This window comes from Ferranicluibacter rubi (assembly GCF_011603255.1).
GTDB lineage: Bacteria > Pseudomonadota > Alphaproteobacteria > Rhizobiales > Rhizobiaceae > Ferranicluibacter > Ferranicluibacter rubi.
Map to the genome: position 1 here is coordinate 274616 of NZ_JAANCM010000004.1, position 16829 is coordinate 291444.

Below are 16829 nucleotides of genomic sequence, written 5' to 3' on the forward strand. Positions count from 1 at the left end.
TTTTCATGTTGAACAAGACGCTCGTCCCGCAATCGGTCGCCCGCGAGATCCAGGCGATGATCCAGAACGGCACGTTGAAAGCGGGCGAGAAAATCCCGTCTCAGCGCGGATTTTCGCAGACGCTCGGCGTCAGCCGCGCATCTCTGCGCGAGGCGCTTCTGACACTGGAAACGCTGGGTCTTCTGAAGACGGAAGCAGGGCGCGGCACCTTCGTGACTGTGTCGACAGAGGGTGCGGGGCGCGCCTCCGGCCATATGGCCCCCTGGCGCTATTCCGACAGCTATTCGGTGTTCGACGTCTTCCAGACGCGGATTCTGCTGGAGGGCGAGATCGCGCGACTGTCGGCCGGTCGCCTGACGCAGTTGCAGCTCGACCGGATGGAGATGGCGACGCAGACCATGGAGGAATGCTGGGCGCGGCAGGATCTCCTGTCCAATGTGGAAGCGGACCTCGACTTTCACGGCACGATCGTCTCGGCCTGTTCGAACGCCATGCTGAAGGCGCTCTATCAGACGGTGCGCGATCAGGTAACGGAAACGCAACGCCAGCCGATCCCGATCACCGACCCGGAACGCATGCGCCATTCAATCGCCGAACATCGCCGGATCATCGCAGCACTCCGGAACAACGATGCCGCAGCGGCGCGCCAGGAAATGGAAGCGCATATCCGCAACACCGCGCGCTGCGCCGGGCTTTCGCCGTAACCACAGCGCCGATCGCGTGTCAGGCCGTCTTTGCCAGACGAATACGCGGACGGCCGAGCTTGCGGGTGATCGTCATCAGCGGCACCGGGCCGGTCTCGGTCAGCGCCGAGCGGACGGTTTCGACCAGCGTCAGGGTGATGAAGTCGGCATTGGTGTCCTCCAGCGTCATGCGCGGATGGTCCTGGCCATTGGCGAGAGGCACGAACAGGCCGACCCGCAAACCCGGCTTCATGCGCTTCAGGCGACGCACGAGATTGCGGGCATGGGTCTTCGAGTTTCCGTTGAGGAACGTGAAGACCACGGTGTCGATCGTGTCGCTATCCTTGAGCATACGCAGATCGGTCGTGGAATGCGCGATGCTGGCAGCGTCCGCACCCTGGATCTCAAGGAGCTGGGCCAGCATGGCGGCCGCCGCGTCGTCGATATCTCCGCGTCCACCGATGCAGAGCAGCGAATGTCCGGTGCCGTCCGGCAGATCGACGTCGTCGCCTGCCTTGTCCGTTCCGTCACTGGCTTCTGGATCGGTTGGAACGTCCTCCTCGCTTTCCTCCTCGTCGGCGATCTCGGAGAGGTTATCGACCAGCGAGCGAACGCTGCCCGAGAAGCGCTCGATTTGCGCCTCCGTCATCACGCCGCGCTGCCGGTCGACTTCGCCGAGAAGGAGCGCGGGCATGCCGACCTTCTCGTAATAGTCGAGCAGATACTCGTCTTCCAGATAGTCTTCCGCATTGGCCGTCGCTTCGTCCGGATCGCCTGCCAGAAGCCTCTGGTAGAGCTTCTCATGTGGCTCCAGCACGGGCTCGTTGCCGAGCAGCACGTCGAGAAAGCTGAATTGCGGCACATAGCGGCCGAGGACGACGAGGCAGACGGTCAGCGGGGTCGACAGCATCAGCCCGAGCGGTCCCCAGAGCCAGGACCAGAAGATCGCGGAGATGATGATGGCGAGCGGCGAAAGGCCGGTATGCGACCCGTAGAGCCAAGGTTCGACGACATTATTGCTGATCAACTCGGTCGTAAGAAACAAGGCGCCGACCCAGAGCACGAGCGACCAGCCGGGTGCGATCGCTAGCGCCAGAAACAGCGGCAGGATCATGCCGATGACCGGACCGATATAGGGGACGAAGCGCAGGACCAGCGTCAGAAGGCCCCAGAGGATGGCATTGGGAATGCCGAGGATCCAGAGGCCGATGGTGATAGGAAAGGCGTAGAGCGCATTCACCACCAGCTGCATCAGCAGATACTTGCCGACCCGCTTGCCAGCATCCTGAAGCGCTTCAGTGGTGCGGTGGAGATCGTTGAGGCCGACCAGTCGGATGAACCGGTCACGCAGGTCCTCGCGCTCCAAGAGCATGAAGATGACGAGCACGATCACGAGACCCGCCGTGGCGAAAGGGCTGATCAGCGGCAGGATGAAGTTGCCGAGCGTCTGGATGGGATTCGAGCGCGTGACGATCTCGACCGGCATAGGTTCGCGCGATGTGGGCACGGCAGCTGCCGCATCTTCCTGGCTCTCGACCGCCCGCGTCTGGATCTCCTCGCCCACCCGCTCCACGATGCCGCTCAGGTGCTTCATGATGCCGTCACCGGACCCGGCCTGCGCCAGCGTCTGCACCTTGACGACGATGTTGCGCTGGTAGGCTGGGATATTCTGAGCGAGGTTCGACACTTGGCTGGCGACGACGACGCTGAAGAGGGCGATGGCGCAGAAGGCCGAGGCGACCGCGATCATGACCGCAGCGATCTTCGGCACCGAGCGGCGGCGCAAGAAGGAGACGATCGGGGCGAGCGTGAAGGTGAGAAGAAGGGACAGCGCGAGCGGAACGAAGATCTCCTGCCCCACCTTGAGAACAACGGTGGCGCCGAGCAATATGAGGATGACGTGTCCCGAAAGCTTGTTGCGCGTATTGGGGTCGTGCGGCGGGTAAAGGTCCGCCTTGCGAAGAGGCGCGTTAACGGTCGCTTTCGTGCTCACATGTCTCTCCAAAACCCGCTGATCGCGCGGCTGAGGACCGAGCTTTAGAGAACACTGATGCCGAATATTGGTTCCGTTCGCCAGATCAATATCCCGCAAGAAATTCGGGCGGGCGGGACCACCGGTTATTTGCGTCTTCTGCCACGCTATCGATGCCGGTTTCCGGCCGTAAAGAGGCCGTGAATGCCTGCGGCCGTCAGACGGGCCGGGCAGCCGGGGATGGACAGCCCATGGACGGCGACGCTGCTCTAACGCGTTGAGCTATCGCAGGATTTTTTGCCCAGAAATGATTCCGATTTCCGGGGAAATGCAGTAGAACTCACCCTGTCCCGATCCCTTACGCACACCCGGCGAGATACGAGTATCATGAGCATTGGTTCCAGCAAGGCAGCCTGGCCTTTCGGCGGCGGCGAGCTCGGGCAGCGCATCCGGAATTTCGACTGGACCTCGACATCGCTCGGTCCGATCGGCACCTGGCCCGCCAATCTGCGAATCAAGGTCAATTCCCTGATCAATTCGCCGATCCCGCAGGTGCTGATGTGGGGTCCGGATCATGTGATGATCTACAATGACGCCTACCGCGAGATCGCCGGCGGCTATCACCCCCGGGCACTCGGCGGCAAGGTGCCGGAGATCTGGCCGGAAATCTGGGACTGGAACCGCCGCATCCTGGAGAGCGGCTTCAAGGGCGAGGTCCAGAGCTTTCGCGACCAGCCCATGGTGCTGCACCGGAACGGCCGGCCGGAAGAAATCGTCTTCGACCTGTTCTATACGCCGATCTACAATGACGAGGGTGGGGTCGATGGTGTGCTCTGCACGGTACTCGAAAACACCGACCGGGTGCGAGCCGTGCGGGCGCTGGCCGAAAGCCAGGCGGAACTCAGCCGGATCACCGACGCGCTCCCCATTCTCGTCGGGTTCCTCGATGTCGATCATGTCTACCGGTTCGCCAACAAGGGCTATCTCGAATGGTTCGGCCATCCCGCGAACGCGGTCATCGGCCGGCACATCCGCGAGATCATCGGCGAGGACTATTATCGCAAACGCATTTCCTATCTCGAACGCGCCTTTGCCGGCGAGCCCGTCATTACGGATACGGTGATCCGCAGACCGGGCGGCGACCATCGGACCGCCGAGGTGCGCTACATGCCGCGCCTGACGGATGCCGGCACGGTGGACGGTATTTACATCCTGATGATCGACATCGAGGATCGCAAGCGCGCCGAGAAGGAGCTTCTTGCCAGCAACAGCCGGTTTCGGGCCGCAGTTCACGCCGTGCACGGCGTTCTCTGGACCAACAGCGCCGATGGCCGGATGATCGGGCAGCAGCCGGGCTGGGCAGAACTGACCGGGCAGCCTTACGAGGCCTATCAGGATTACGGCTGGGCGGACGCAGTGCATCCCGACGACCGGCAGGCGACGGTCGAAGCCTGGAATGCTGCCGTCGCCGACCGGCGCACCTTCATCTGGGAACATCGCGTGCGGCGGCATGATGGCGTCTGGCGGATGTTTGCCATTCGGGGCGTGCCCATCTTCGACGAGCAGGGCGATATCACTGAGTGGGTCGGCGTTCACACGGATATCAGCGAGCAGCGGCAGGCCGAGGACGAGCTGCGCCGGCATGCCGTGCATCTGGAGCGCCAGGTCCGCCATCGCCAGCGCGCCGAGGAGCAGCTGCGTCTGCTCAACGAGACGCTGGAGGCCCGCGTCGGCGAAGAGATCGCCGTGCGGCGGCAGGCGGAGCGGGCGCTGCAACAGGCCCAGAAAATGGAGACGATCGGCAAGCTCACCGGCGGCGTCGCCCATGATTTCAACAACCTGCTGCAGGTCGTCTCGGGCAATCTGCAGCTGCTTGCGAAAGACGTGGCCGGCAACGAGCGCGCCGAGCGGCGGGTCGCCAATGCGCTGGCCGGCGTCAGCCGCGGCGCCAAACTCGCAAGCCAGCTTCTGGCCTTCGGCCGAAGGCAGGCGCTGGAGCCGAAGGTCATCAATGTCGGGCGCTTCATGTCGGGCATGGACGATCTGCTGCGGCGCTCCATCGGCGAGGCCATCGAGCTGGAAACCATCGTCGCCGGCGGGCTGTGGAACACATTCGTCGATCCGGTGCAGGTCGAGAACGCGGTGCTGAACCTCGCGATCAATGCGCGCGACGCCATGGAGGGCAATGGCAAGCTGACGATCGAGGTGGGCAATGCCTATCTCGACGACGATTATGTTCGCAACCATGCCGAGGTCGAGGCGGGCCAGTATGTCGTGCTGTCCGTCAGCGACACGGGATCGGGCATTGCGCCGGAGGTGCTGGAACAGGTGTTCGAGCCATTCTTCTCCACAAAGGCCGAGGGCAAGGGCAGCGGGCTCGGCCTGTCGATGGTCTACGGCTTCGTCAAGCAGTCGGGCGGCCATGTGAAGATCTACAGCGAGGTCGGGCACGGCACGACGGTCAAGCTCTACCTGCCCCGCGCCACGGCCAGCGAAGACCGCGAGGTGACGATCCAGTCCGGACCCGTCGTCGGCGGAACGGAAATGATCCTCGTGGTGGAGGATGACGACGAGGTGCGCAACACGGTCGTGGAGATGCTGAGCGATCTCGGCTACGGCGTGCTGAAGGCGACCAATGCGCAGAATGCGCTCAGCGTGGTGGAAAGCGGCATCGCCATCGACCTGCTCTTCACCGACGTCGTCATGCCCGGACCGCTGAAAAGCGTTGACATGGCGCGCAAGGCCAAGGAGCGCCTGCCGGATATCGCCGTGCTCTTCACCTCGGGCTACACGGAGAACTCCATCGTCCATGGCGGACGACTGGATGCCGGCGTGGAGCTTCTCTCCAAGCCCTATACCCGCGAAGCACTGGCGCGCAAAATCCGCCACGTCATCGCCAATCAGAAACAGCGTTCCGCCGTGAACAGGCGGGTCGCCGACACTGTCGCACCCGGGCCGGCCGCGACGGCCTTGCCTGCGCCGATCGTCACGCCCGCGCCGGCACCGCTGACGGTTCTCGTCGTCGAGGACGATCCGCTGATCCGGGCCAACACCGTGGAGCTCGTCGAGAATTTCGGCCATGCCGTCATCGAAGCGGGCAATGCGCAGGAGGCGAGGGAGAAGCTTGCCGGCGCATCGGTCGATGTGCTCGTGACCGATCTCGGCCTTCCCGACGCATCGGGCGCAGAACTTGCCGCGGAAGCGCTGGCGATCAACCCCGCGCTCGGCATCGTCTTTGCAACAGGTAACGACCGGGCACCGGACGGTTCGCCGCCGGATGCAGTGCTGCTGCGCAAACCTTATGATGCGGACGGCCTGGAAGCGGCCATCAAGGCGGCAGCACGGCGGGGATCTACGACCTGATTTTGCGAGCGTAAACGGGGATGGGCGCGGTTCGGCGGACGTTTTCCTGCAGCGGCGGTCTCACGCCTCTGCGGCGACCACGCTCCACAAAAGCTCTTCCGTGTTCAGGCCATCGCTGAACAGCGCCACGAGATAGGCAGCCTCGATTTCCGCCTTCGGGCCGGTACTGGGGATCTGGCGATGATCGCAGAGGCGCTGGAAGACGCGAAAGAGCATATCCATTTCCGTCGGCGTGATGACGGTGCCTTCCTGAAAAACATACGAACCCAGCATGACGTGCTCCCGGCTGCCATGCAGCAGCCTCTGTTGGCGAATGAGGCGTAAACCGTCTTCCCTGAAGACGGCGCGAGCCTTATGTCGCTCGCCTTCGTCAGGGCGCCGCCTCTACGCGCTATCCTCCGTTTGTGACGTAACGTTCTCCCCGGCTATTTCAATATGTCGTGAAGGTTGTAGTATGGAGGGAGAGCCGCTTCGTAAAAACACAGGACTCTTCGCCGCCTCTTCAAAGCGCATTCCCGTTTAGAGGTCGCGTGCGTTTGGAGAGTTCTTGCGCTCTACACATTCCTTTTTTTCGAGAGAGCCATTGTTTTTCCGTAAAACCGACCAAATGAGGTTTTACACTTTTTCTCAAACAGCCCTATTTTCCTCTGAGCCATATCCCAAATGTCTGAACTGGCTGCCCTTCGACCAGCAGCCGTAAAGAGAAGAGACTGAACCGATGTCCTGGCGTAACCAACCCATGCTGCCCGAGCATGTCGATCTCTGTCAGCGCGTCTACGACGCTGCTCGCAAGAAGCGCAAGATCGCGCCTGACAGCGATGCCAGCAACCCCGTCGCAGCTCTTGTCCTTACGCTCTATCGTCACGGGGTCCTCGAGGAAGAGGAGTTGCTGCGGCGCGTCTTGAAGGCACTTGACGAAAAGAACTGAGATGCCAACAGGTTCCGGTTCTCGACCGGTGGGGCGGTCGTGGGTCTGGGTTTATTGCAGGAACACGCGAACGCTGGCGGCCCGGCCCGCAGCATCGATGACAGTCAGCGTGGAATAGCCGGCACCATCCGGCACCCACTGGTTGACCCGCCGCCGGGTGAGATCCGCCAGCGGCCGGCCATTGGCCAGCCAGCGAAACGGCGCCCGTCCACCCTGAAGTTTCAGCATCAGCGGCAGCGGCACGCCGGCGACATCCTTACCGAGATCGACGCGCGCGCCCTCCGGCGGATAGACGATCTGCGGTGCAGCTTCGCGGATGTTGGCGCGCAGGAGGCCGCTTGTCGTCATGGAAAAGCGGCGCTGGCTGATCGGCAGGTCCTGCGCCGCGATACGCACGGCACCGGCCGGCGCGCGCGGCAGCGGTACGCCCGCAATGCCCGATTTGGCAAAAGCTTCGAACAGGATCGGCGCCGCCGTCGCATAGCCGGTAATGCCCGGCACGGCGCCGTTGTCGGCGCGGCCGACCCAGACGCCGAGCACCGTCCGACCGTCATATCCGACCGACCAGGCATCGCGGTAGCCGTAGCTCGTGCCCGTCTTGTAGGCGATCCCACGGCGAGCGCTGCCGGTCGGCGGCAGGACGCCCGAGAGGATATCGGCAATCTGCCATGTCGCGGCCGGGTCTAGCATGGGTTCGCCGGCGATGGGCCCGGGCACCGAGTCCACCCCGTCGCCGAGCCGTACCGGCCGGCCCTCATTGGCAAGCCCGGCATAGAGCTGCACCAGATCGCGCAGCGTCACACCGAGACCGCCGAGCCCGATGGCAAGGCCCGGCGTCTCCTGCGGCGGCAGGATCGGGTTGATGCCCGCGCGCCGCATGCGCAGCATCAGCCGGGACGGGCCGACCGCATCCAGGAGCCGGATGGCCGGGACGTTCAGCGACAGTTGCAGCGCCTGCCGGATGGTGACGTCGCCCTGGTAGGTCATGTCGAAATTGCGTGGGCGGTAGCCGAAGAAGTCGGCCGGCCGGTCTTCGATCACCGTTTCCTGCGACACCAGCCCCTCTTCGAAGGCCAGTCCGTAGATGAAGGGCTTCAGGGTCGATCCCGGCGAGCGCGGCACGCGGGTCATATCGATCCAGCCTTTGCGGCTCGAATCGAGGTAATCCGCCGATCCCACCTCCGCAAGAATCTCCCCCGTCGCGGCGTCCGCCATGACCATGGCGACCGAAATGCGTAGGCCGGCACGCTCGGCCGCACTCTTGGCCACCGCCTCCAGCGCAGCCTGAACGGGCGCGACGAGCGTGGTATGAAGCGTGGGTGCGGCCGGCGCCTTGCGACGTGCGGTTTCGGCGAGGTGCGGGCTGAGCGTCGGCAGCGGCCGACGGCTTTCGGGCACACGCGTGACGGCTGCCCGCTCCGCCTCGCCCTCGCCGATAACAGCGGCAACGGCGGCGCGCTCCAGCACGCGGGCACGCGCGGCTTCCGCCGCTTTTGGATGCCGGTCGGGACGCCGGCGCTCGGGCAGTTGCGGCAGGGCGACGAGAAGCGCCGCCTCCGCAACCGTCAGCCGCCGCGGCTCCTTGCCGAAATAGGCAAGGCTTGCCGCGCGCACGCCTTCCAGATTACCGCCATAGGGCGCGTGCGTGAGGTAGAGGTCGAGAATCTGCGCCTTGGTCAGCCGGCGCTCCAGCTGCCAGGCGCGGGCCATCTGCCGAAGCTTCGCACCGATCGAGCGGCTTTCGCGTGGCTCGATCAGCCGGGCGACCTGCATGGAGAGGGTCGAGGCGCCCGAAACGATACGGCCGTGGGCGAGGAACTGCATGACGGCGCGGGCGAGCGCACGGACATCGATACCCCCATGCTCGGCAAAGCGCCGGTCTTCGTAAGCGATGAGCATGCGGACGAATTGCGGATCGACATCCTGCGCCGTGGTCCGCAGGCGCCAGCGGCCATCGGCGGTCGCAAAAGCCCGCAACAGCCGGCCATCGCGATCGACCATTTCGGCCGAGGTCGAAAGCGCCGGTCCTTCGAGCGGTGGCGGATAGGCGTGATCCGCCGCATCGATAGCAAACACGACGCCGACGACAAGGCCAACCAGAATGCCGCCGCCGACAAGGCCGGCGGCGAACGTTCGGACGAGACCGCCAGAAAGGACGGATGGGCGCAACGACGGACGCATCACTCGACCGCCTGAACCTCCATGCGGCCCGTTGCCGTGCGCGCGGAGAATTGCGGGCGGTACATGTCCTCGACCGTTGCCGCGGGATGATCGTAGGTGCCGGAGGTGACGGCACGCACGACATAGGCAACCGTCATCTCGTTCGTATCGCCGGCGGCATGGTCGAAGGCGGCGACGAAGCGGTCGCTGCGGAACTCGCTATGGGCTGCCTGCATCTCGCCCAGCCATTCGAAATTCGACAGCTTGGCACTGTCCACCAGCGTCGGATTGTCGATCTCGAACCCGGCGGGCAGAAGGTCCGTGACAAGAATACGGGCCGGGCCGGGGTTGAGATCGGTCGCCTTGATCACCACGACATAGCGTTCGTTCTGGCGGGCTTGGCTGACATTCGCGGGTTCGCCGTCGAGCGTGTAGTAGCTCCGCTCGATGGCATAGCCGTTGCCGCCGGCCGGCAGCGGGAAGGCGGGAGCGGCAACAGTCGTCACCGTCGCCGTTACCGGCTCCTTGCCGGCATTGGCGATGGTGACGGGACGGGCAAGGATCTCGTCGCCGGTCTTGCGGGCGGCAAAGGCGCCCGATGACGCCACGCCGTCCACCGTCAGGGCGAGGCCCTCGTCTCCGCCCGACACCGCACGGGCGGCGAGCAGCATCCACAATTGCTCCTGGGTGCTGGTGGTCGATGTGCGGTCCCATGCGGCCGCGACCTTCCTTGCGAGCGCAGGAATGATCGTCGGGACAGGGCGGCTTTCGGCCGCAAGAGTCAGCACCGCCGCATCGTCGCGAAGGGCGGAGCCGTAGTCCGACCGGGCAAGCTCCGAGATCTTCGCATCCTCGGACATCGTCGCTGCCTGCGAGAACACGCTCTCCGCCCGGTTCGCATCGCCATAAAGCGACAGGGCTGCGGCCAAGTGACCCTTGGAAAGGGCCGTCGGGAATTCGCCGAGCTTCGTATCGACGTAGTAGCGCAGGTCGCTGATGGCGGCCTTGCGGTTGCGGGCGAGAACATAGAGCGCGTAGGCGATGCCGTTGCCCTGCTCGGTCACGTTGACGTCGTAGGAGAGCGAGTTCTGTAGATTGTCGAGCGCCTGCACCATGGCCTGCTCCGGCACGTCGAAGTTCTTTTCGCGGGCGCGGGTCAGGAACTCGGTCACGTAGCTGTCGAGCCAGAGATCGCCGGAACCGGGACCCCAAAGGCCGAAGCTGCCCGACGACGACTGGTAGGAGAGGACGCGGTGGATGGCATCCTGAACACGCGTGCGCACATCGGCATCTTCGGGAAGACCGGATTGGGCAGAGAGTTCGCTCAGATAGAGAAGCGGCAAAGCGCGGCTCGTCGTCTGCTCCGCGCAGCCATAGGGGTAGCGGTCGAGCACCATCAGAAGCGCCGGGATATCGAAGGCGGCAGCCCTGCTGACGCTAAGACTGACGGACGCGCCGCGCAGCTGACTTTCCGCAAGCAGGCCCTCGTCCACGACAAGGCTCGCGCCGGGTTTCAACTCGACCGGCAGGCGCGTGGTGACCGGAAGCGAGGCGGGCCGGACAGGGATCGACAGCGTCTGGTCGAGCGACAGTCCATCGGCCCCGGCGATCTTGACGGTGAACGTTCCATCGCCCGGATGCACGCCTTTCAGCGGCAGGGTCACATCGATCTTCGAGCCGGCCGGAATGGCAAAGCTCTGGGCGAGCGACGCTGTATCGACGGAGAGCGAGGGATCGGCCTCGACCGTGATTGTGAGATCGCCGGCCGGGGCATCGGTATTGGCGATATCGAGGCGCAGTTCGGCGCTGTCGCCGGGCGCCAGGAACTTCGGCAGGCTGGCGGTGACGACGACAGGATCTCGGATGACCACGTCGGCGCTCGCATGGCCGACGCCCGCTTTCGTCCAGGCCACGGCCATGACGCGCGCGGTGCCGTTGAATTGCGGAATGTCGAAACCGATAATGGCCTTGCCCTCGGCATCGAGCTTGACCGGGCCGGAGAAGAAGGCGACCAGCTTTTCCGTGGGCGGATTGCCCTGCAGCGCCATGGCACCGCCATCGCCGCCGGTGCGCAGACGTCCGGTCGCGCCCAGCGAGCCATCGATCAGGCGGCCGTAGAGATCGCGGATCTCGAGGCCGAGGCGGCGCTGGCCGAAATACCAGCCATCGGGATCCGGCGCCTGGTAGCGCGTGAGGTTGAGAATGCCGACATCGACGGCGGCAAGCGTCACATAGGCTTCCTCGCCGACACCGGAGCCGGCAACGCTGACGGGGATGTTCAGCGTCTGCCGCGGCAGCGTCTTCTCCGGCAGCGTCAACGACACGTCGAGCTTGCGCTCGGCTGGATCGACAGACAGCCATTTGACGCCGATGGCGCGCATCGGCATACGGCTTTCCTGCGCGTCACCCGGCCGATAGAGCGTCGCCGTGACATAGGCGCCGGCACCGAACTCGGCCGTGATCGGCAAAGCGATCTTGTCGCCGGTCGCGGGAATGGAAACGGTTTTGGTGGCGATCAGGGTTTCCGAACCGACGGTGACCAGCAGTTCGCCGGCAAATCGCGGCGAGACGTTGAGGGTCGCGGTTTCCCCGACCTTGTAGCTGTTCTTGTCGAGAGCGATCTCCAGGCCGTCGGGCGTCTCGGTGGAGGTCGCCGCGACGTAGAAGCCGGCATCGAACTCGACGCTCGAAACGGGATCGCCGCCGGGACCCGCAACCTCCAGCCGGAAACGGCCCCAGGTGACGGGAACGCTGACCGTGCCACCATCAGTCCCGGCATCGACCGTGCCGTTCGACAGAAGCTTGGTCGACAGGATGGGCTCGTAGCGCCACGCCGTACCTTCGCGATACCACTGGTACTGCCGCTCAACGCTCATGAGCTTCCACGTCAGGCCCGGCATCGCCTTGCGCGCGCTATCCGGCCCGACACCGATCACGTGGAACGTGCCGGTGGAATTCTCGGTGAGAGCACCACTGAAGTTCGGCTTGATGCCGATCCGGTCGGTCTCCGAGCGCACCGGAATCTCCAGCGTCCGCTCGACCGCCCGTCCGCCGGCTTCCTGAAGCCGGACGGCGATGGTGGCGTTGATGAGCTGGGTCGTGGCCGGGACATCGGAGAGATCGACATCGAAGCTCGCCTTGCCGTCCGCATCGAGCGGCGTCAGCATGTCGAGCGTCTGGCGGCTGTCCTCGGTGTTCTCCTCGTCCGCAAGGCCGAAGACGTAGCCGGGATAGTCAGTGCTTTCATGCGTTGGCTTCAGGAGCACGTCGCCTTCGAGCTCAAGACCCGCCGCCGGCGCGCCATAGAGAAAACGGCCATCGACGGTGACCGGTACCGGCGTGCCGGGTGTGATGGCCTGCGCGGTGCTCTTGAGGTCGAATTCGATGCGATCCGGTACGAAATCATCGACCTGAAACGGTTTTTCGCTGATGGCCTTCGCTTTCGGATCGGTGAAGACCTGCACCGTCCAGGTACCGCGCATGGCATTCGGCTGCAGCGCCATATCGAGCGTGTAACCGCCGAGCTTGCTGTCGGACGACACGATCCGCCGGTCCTCTACGCCATCTGGGCGCAGGAAGACGAAGGTGAGCGGCAGATCGGGAACGGCTGTCGCCGCGGGATCGCGGGCGAGCGCCGACACGTGAACCGTCTCCCCGGCCCGATAGATGCCGCGCTCCGTCCAAGTGAGCACATCGACAGCGCCCGGGGCCGGGCGGCCGGTAACGCCGCGGTCGGACAGGTCGAAGCCGGCCCGTGTCATATCGAGGAAGACATAGTCGTCGGTGCCGGCACGGGCTGCGATGACGGCCGGCAGCGTGGCATCGCCACCGCGCAGGAGACCGGCGGCAAAGACCGCGCGGCCATCGGCGTCGGTGGTTGCGGTGCCCAGCACCTCGTTGTTTTTCGCGACGAGTTCCAGCGCGACGCCGGACAAGGGGCGTGCCGACGAGAGCGAACGGGTGAACACGCTGAGGCCATCGGTGCCGGCAAAGGTCGAGAGGCCGATATCGGAGACGACGAACCATTGCGTGGCCCGGTTGTCCCATTCGTTGGAGGCGCCGGTCGCCGAGACGGCCGTCAGCACATAGACGCCGGGCTTGCGCTGCGGCAGGGCCTCGTCCACCGGAAAGCTGGTGACGACCTCCTTGTTGAGGTCCGTCTGGAGGTCGATAGTGCCCTGCCAGACGAGTTCGCCGCTCTCGTCGCGAATGCGGTCGGCGCTGTAGCCGTCAAGCTGGGTCAGGAATTGCGAATTCGTCAGCAGCTGGGCGATGTTGCGATCGCCGACGCGGTAGAGCTTGAGATTGGCGCTTGTCGTATTGACCGACACGAGGGGAATGCCGCGCCGTGCCGTCATCGGCAGCACGAAGCTGTCGCCGGTGAAGCGCACCATGGCCGGGCGGTCGGGAATGTAGAGATCGAGATCGACGGCCGCCTCGAGCGGCTCCTCGACGGACGAGGGAAGACCGGGGCGCAGCGCGAGCTTGTAGCGCTGGCCGTGCAACAGGCCCTCGACGCAGATCTGGCTTTCCTTCGCCTCCACCGCCTGAGGTGCAGCACCATCCAGCGTCAGGAACGGCGTGTAATCGACGCCCGACTGCAGCGGCTCGGAAAACTGGACGCAGGCACGCGGCGAAACGGCTTCCGCCTCCACCGTATTGCCGATCACGCGAAAGCCGTTCTTGCTGCGCAGATCTGCAAAGGCGGCCCGTATCGTCGGGTTTTCCACCAACGCAAGGCTTGCCTTGTAGGCTTCGAGCGCCGGGCGGAAGCTTTCGGTGGCGGCAAGCGCCTGCCCCAGCATGGCCAACGCGTCGGCGCGGTCGGTGGCGGTGCGCGACAGCTCGTAGCCATTGATGGCGGCAAGCGCCGACTGGTTGGCGACGGTCGCATTGCCAGTGATGAGGTTGGCGGTGCGGGAGGCCTGCGTCCACAAGCGGCCATCCTCGGCATCGATCGCGAGCGCAGCCATGAGGCTCTGGAGGGAGGCCTCGTTGGCACCCTCCTGCCGTTCGCGGGCGGCCTGCGCAATCAGCGCCGCACGACCGGCGTCCGCGCGATCTTCCGGCACGGTGAGTGCGCGCTTGGCCTCGCGCGCCTGGGTTACCAATTCCTCCGACAGGAAGGGCAGCGAAAGGGCGGCACCGATATCCGGGCCGGCGCTTGCGGCATCCACGATCCGGCCGGCAACGGCGCCGGGGAAGGTGTTCAGCGTGTGGAAATCGGACTTGAGGAAGCACCACTTCACCTTGGGATTATAGGTGAAGGCGCGGCAGTTGCGATCAGCGATACAGACCTTCTCGCAATCGGCGAGCGACAGGTTCTGCTCCGTGCGCAGGTCGAAGCCGAAATAGTCGTGATCTCTCGTCGTCGCGACGGTTCGCCCCCCGGCGGCAGCGACCGAGATCACCGAACCGAGCAGCATAAACAGGCCCAAGGAGAACCGAAGTGTCGCGCGCATGCCGAATTTCCCCCGTAAGGTCCGGCCTGCTCAAGGCGGCCGGTTCCGGCGCCACTCTCTGTCCGGGCCCTGTCATTGTCAATCCAGAGGCACGTTCATAGAGGGATCGGCAGACCCTGAAGAGCGATGCTGCGATAGGTCACGCCGACCTTTGGTTCGGAGGCCCTACCTTCCGAGCAAGCCCTTCGGCAACAGCGCTTGTCGCGTCAGCCGGCCTGGCGCTGCGGGCGGGCGCGCATGTCGATGAGCGTGGCTGCGGCATAGGTCTGGGCGACGATTTCCGGCACCAGATCGATATCCGGCAGGGAGCCGAGGCCGAGCGGGCCGATGGCAAAGAGGCCGAGGGAGCGGCCGCGCGCATCGAGAAGCTCGCCAGCCGGATTGACCGACAGGCCGAGCTGCAGCTCGTCGGTGACCGCAAGCTGGTTGCGAAGGGCGGCCGCAATCACCGGCACATCCAGATCGGCCGACAGGCAGCGGCAATCGATGATGCGGTCAGCCGTAAACAGGCTTTCCGCCTGCTCGCCGGCCCAGCGGACCACGAGGCCTTGAGAGGACCTGCGCAGCGCAGTGCCACGCCGCAGTTCCGTCAGTCCGGCGCCCAGCTCGCGCTCCAGCCGGGCATGGACGTCGGCCGGCAACCGGTTGCGGTGGGCGTCGTAGATCGAGCGCAGATGCCGGTTGAACTGCCGCTTCTCGCTGGGCGGAAGGGACGACCAGAGCGAGCTTGCCCGCTTGCGGAGCCCATTCATGGCCGCCTGCCAGCTCCAGCCGTTCTCCTCCGCCTCGGCACAGGCTTCGCGCACGAAGCGCAGGATGTGACGCAACTGCGAGGGCATGGGCTGGGTCGGGAACACCGAATCGGCGGCAAGCCGCGTGTGCGGCTGGGGCAGGAATCCGCGGCGAGAGAGGATGGAGATCCGGCCAGCGAAGCCTGCGTCGCGTAGCTGCAGTACCTGATCCACCGCCCGCAGGCCGCTGCCCATGACGATCACGTGCTTCTCGACGCTTTGCGGCGTGGTGATCTCGCGGGTCAGCGCCCGCGCGACATCGCCGGCATCCGCCTTCAGGCCATAGCCCGTCGCCAGAATCACGTCGTCGAACACCATGGCCCCACCATCGGCAAAGCCGAGGCGAACGCCGCCATGATCGAGGCGGCGGATGTCGTCGGCGATATCGTGCGACATCTGCACCGTCACATCGCGCCGCTGGGCGAGCGCCTCGGAAAAGCGCTGATAGACATAGTCGCTGAAGATCGATTTCGGCACGAAGATCTGCCCGAAGCCGGGAATTGCGGCGGAAACGGCATCGCGAAATTCGCTGCTCGCCTGCAGCCAGCGCGTGAAATCCTTAGGTTCCCCGGTCGCGACCGAGAGATCGCGAGCGCGGCTGTTGAGGATCTCCGTCGAGCGGGCGCCGGCCAGCGCCTGACCGCCGCTGATGGTAGGCGCGGGATCGAACAGGCGCAGCCGGAAGGGTTGCGTCACCGTCTTCAGAAGCGCGATCGCCATCATGATGCCGGAGAAACCACGGCCGACCACCGCGATATCGAGCGGGTCGCCGGATGCACGTCGGCCGGGCGCGGAAATGCCGTGAACCGTCATATCATTCCTCCCTTCCTGCCGCCTCCAGCAGGTGTCGGATCGTTGAACCGGATGCCCTCGCCCTGGTCGTCCTCGCGGACATTGCCTTGGGCGCATGCGTTCACACATATGCGGTCATGTCGTCAGTGGGGGATTACAACACGGGTTTCGCCCGCCATCAAGCGGTTTTCACGATCCGTTAACGTCTGCCATCGTCGGGTAGGACGGCGCGCGAGTGTTTCCACAACGAGAAAGGGGCCACTTTCGCAGCCCCTTTGGGTTATGAGCGAACGAGGCGATGCGCCTGCTGTCGCTCCATCCGGCGGATAAACGCGTTGATATCGGCCCGTCCGCTGCGCACCTGGCGCTTGCGGATCATGATGCCCATGATGCGGGCTGCCGTAGAGACCGTCATATCGTCGAGCGGGCTTTCGCTCGACCACGGCTTGGTCAGCTGCGACGTCACCACCTCCCGGACGGACGTCGGCAGAATATCGGTGCATCCGCGCATATGATCGAAGACCAGCGCGATCGGCAGGAGTGCACCTTGATAGTAGATGGTCGGCGCATCGGCGCCGCCGTTCCATTCCTCGTAGGCGTCGATCGCCTCGCGGAACAGCTGATGCAGCGTAATCGGAGCATGCCCCTGGTGAAGTTCTGGCAGTAGAGTGTTCATCT

General features: G+C 64.8%; 9 protein-coding genes. 3 read left to right on the forward strand and 6 right to left on the reverse strand.

Translation table 11 applies throughout. The features are described from left to right. Nucleotides 1-5 precede the first annotated feature (5 nt). A complete protein-coding gene (locus tag G8E10_RS10475; RefSeq protein WP_110801075.1) occupies nucleotides 6-704 on the forward strand; it encodes a FadR/GntR family transcriptional regulator in 699 nt (232 codons plus the stop codon). A 19-nt stretch (nucleotides 705-723) separates the two neighbouring features. On the opposite strand, the gene G8E10_RS10480 is transcribed toward G8E10_RS10475, so the two are convergent. Beyond that, nucleotides 724-2676: an AI-2E family transporter gene (locus G8E10_RS10480; protein WP_110801076.1), complete on the reverse strand. Its 1953-nt coding sequence runs from the start codon at nucleotides 2674-2676 to the stop codon at nucleotides 724-726. Between the two features lie 366 nt (nucleotides 2677-3042). Between G8E10_RS10480 and G8E10_RS10485 the strand changes: the two genes are divergently transcribed. Then, a complete protein-coding gene (locus G8E10_RS10485) occupies nucleotides 3043-6018 on the forward strand; it encodes a PAS domain-containing protein (protein WP_167128572.1) in 2976 nt (991 codons plus the stop codon). Between the two features lie 60 nt (nucleotides 6019-6078). Here the strand turns inward: G8E10_RS10485 and G8E10_RS10490 are convergent, their stop codons facing one another. Next, complete coding sequence (locus G8E10_RS10490; RefSeq protein WP_110729813.1) at nucleotides 6079-6291, reverse strand: hypothetical protein; 213 nt, start codon at nucleotides 6289-6291, stop codon at nucleotides 6079-6081. 445 nt (nucleotides 6292-6736) lie between these two features. Here G8E10_RS10490 and G8E10_RS10495 point away from each other — a divergent pair, with 445 nt between their 5' ends. Then, nucleotides 6737-6946 carry a hypothetical protein gene (locus G8E10_RS10495; protein WP_132448759.1) on the forward strand — a complete coding sequence of 70 codons (210 nt, stop codon included), beginning with the start codon at nucleotides 6737-6739 and terminating at the stop codon, nucleotides 6944-6946. 51 nt (nucleotides 6947-6997) lie between these two features. On the opposite strand, the gene pbpC is transcribed toward G8E10_RS10495, so the two are convergent. The 4 genes from pbpC to G8E10_RS10515 all read right to left on the reverse strand — a co-directional run bounded on the left by pbpC (nucleotide 6998) and on the right by G8E10_RS10515 (nucleotide 16827). Further along, the gene (pbpC, locus tag G8E10_RS10500; protein WP_167128575.1) at nucleotides 6998-9127 is read right to left on the reverse strand and encodes a penicillin-binding protein 1C; all 2130 of its coding nucleotides are present in this window, start codon (nucleotides 9125-9127) and stop codon (nucleotides 6998-7000) included. Then, nucleotides 9127-14568 carry an alpha-2-macroglobulin family protein gene (locus tag G8E10_RS10505; protein ID WP_167128578.1) on the reverse strand — a complete coding sequence of 1814 codons (5442 nt, stop codon included), beginning with the start codon at nucleotides 14566-14568 and terminating at the stop codon, nucleotides 9127-9129. The genes pbpC and G8E10_RS10505 overlap by 1 nt, the downstream gene beginning before the upstream one ends. A 206-nt stretch (nucleotides 14569-14774) precedes the next feature. Then, nucleotides 14775-16172: an FAD/NAD(P)-binding protein gene (locus G8E10_RS10510; RefSeq protein WP_167128581.1), complete on the reverse strand. Its 1398-nt coding sequence runs from the start codon at nucleotides 16170-16172 to the stop codon at nucleotides 14775-14777. 259 nt (nucleotides 16173-16431) lie between these two features. After that, the gene (locus G8E10_RS10515) at nucleotides 16432-16827 is read right to left on the reverse strand and encodes a BRA0787 family protein (protein ID WP_110801081.1); all 396 of its coding nucleotides are present in this window, start codon (nucleotides 16825-16827) and stop codon (nucleotides 16432-16434) included. Between the last annotated feature and the right edge of the window lie 2 nt (nucleotides 16828-16829).

Excerpts from the sequence above, each read along its gene's own strand:
- G8E10_RS10515 (WP_110801081.1), bottom strand. The coding sequence starts at position 16,827 with ATGAACACTCTACTGCCAGAACTTCACCAGGGGCATGCTCCGATTACG.
- G8E10_RS10495 (WP_132448759.1), top strand. The coding sequence starts at position 6,737 with ATGTCCTGGCGTAACCAACCCATGCTGCCCGAGCATGTCGATCTCTGT.
- G8E10_RS10505 (WP_167128578.1), bottom strand. The coding sequence starts at position 14,568 with ATGCGCGCGACACTTCGGTTCTCCTTGGGCCTGTTTATGCTGCTCGGT.
- G8E10_RS10475 (WP_110801075.1), top strand. The coding sequence starts at position 6 with ATGTTGAACAAGACGCTCGTCCCGCAATCGGTCGCCCGCGAGATCCAG.
- pbpC (WP_167128575.1), bottom strand. The coding sequence starts at position 9,127 with ATGCGTCCGTCGTTGCGCCCATCCGTCCTTTCTGGCGGTCTCGTCCGA.
- G8E10_RS10510 (WP_167128581.1), bottom strand. The coding sequence starts at position 16,172 with ATGACGGTTCACGGCATTTCCGCGCCCGGCCGACGTGCATCCGGCGAC.
- G8E10_RS10485 (WP_167128572.1), top strand. The coding sequence starts at position 3,043 with ATGAGCATTGGTTCCAGCAAGGCAGCCTGGCCTTTCGGCGGCGGCGAG.
- G8E10_RS10490 (WP_110729813.1), bottom strand. The coding sequence starts at position 6,291 with ATGCTGGGTTCGTATGTTTTTCAGGAAGGCACCGTCATCACGCCGACG.